At 44.7% G+C, this 544-nt stretch carries 1 protein-coding gene; it reads left to right on the top strand.

What is annotated here, in order from left to right; translation table 11 throughout:
* Positions 1–544 (top strand): eCIS core domain-containing protein (locus L2764_RS27590; RefSeq protein WP_248943514.1); only part of this gene is annotated, 544 nt, incomplete at both ends.

Below are 544 nucleotides of genomic sequence, written 5' to 3'. Positions count from 1 at the left end.
AGTACGCGAATAAGGATCCACAGAGTCAAAGCCATTCCCTTAACAATAAAGTTTCCCAGAAAAAGAGTCCGCTTAAGCATCCATTCATTGATAATCGACCTGAAGCCGCGTTGCAAAGAAAGTATCAAGAGATGGCTAATAATAGTCCACAAGCTGCCCGTATGGCACAGCTACAATCCATGGCCGATAATCGTGTGGCCAAACAAGCTATTCAAAAAGCCGACACTAATACTAATAATACCGGTTTGCCTGAACATTTAAAAAGCGGTATGGAAAGTTTATCGGGCATTAATTTGAATCATGTCAAGGTGCATTATAACTCGGCTAAACCTGCGACGGTGCAGGCTCATGCTTATGCCCAAGGTCATGAAATTCATCTAGGCGCGGGCCAAGAAAAACATTTACCCCATGAATTCGGTCATGTTATCCAACAAGCCCAAGGCCGAGTCAACCCCACTACCACAGTCGGCGGCATGGTAATCAATGATAATGCAGGACTGGAAAAAGAGGCTGATGTACTAGGCGCTAAAGCACTGCAGATGAA

The sequence above is a fragment of the Shewanella surugensis genome (genome assembly GCF_023284005.1).
GTDB classification, from domain to species: Bacteria; Pseudomonadota; Gammaproteobacteria; order Enterobacterales; family Shewanellaceae; genus Shewanella; species Shewanella surugensis.
The sequence above is the reverse complement of the archived record's forward strand: the minus strand, read 5'-3'. Positions and strand labels throughout refer to the sequence as shown.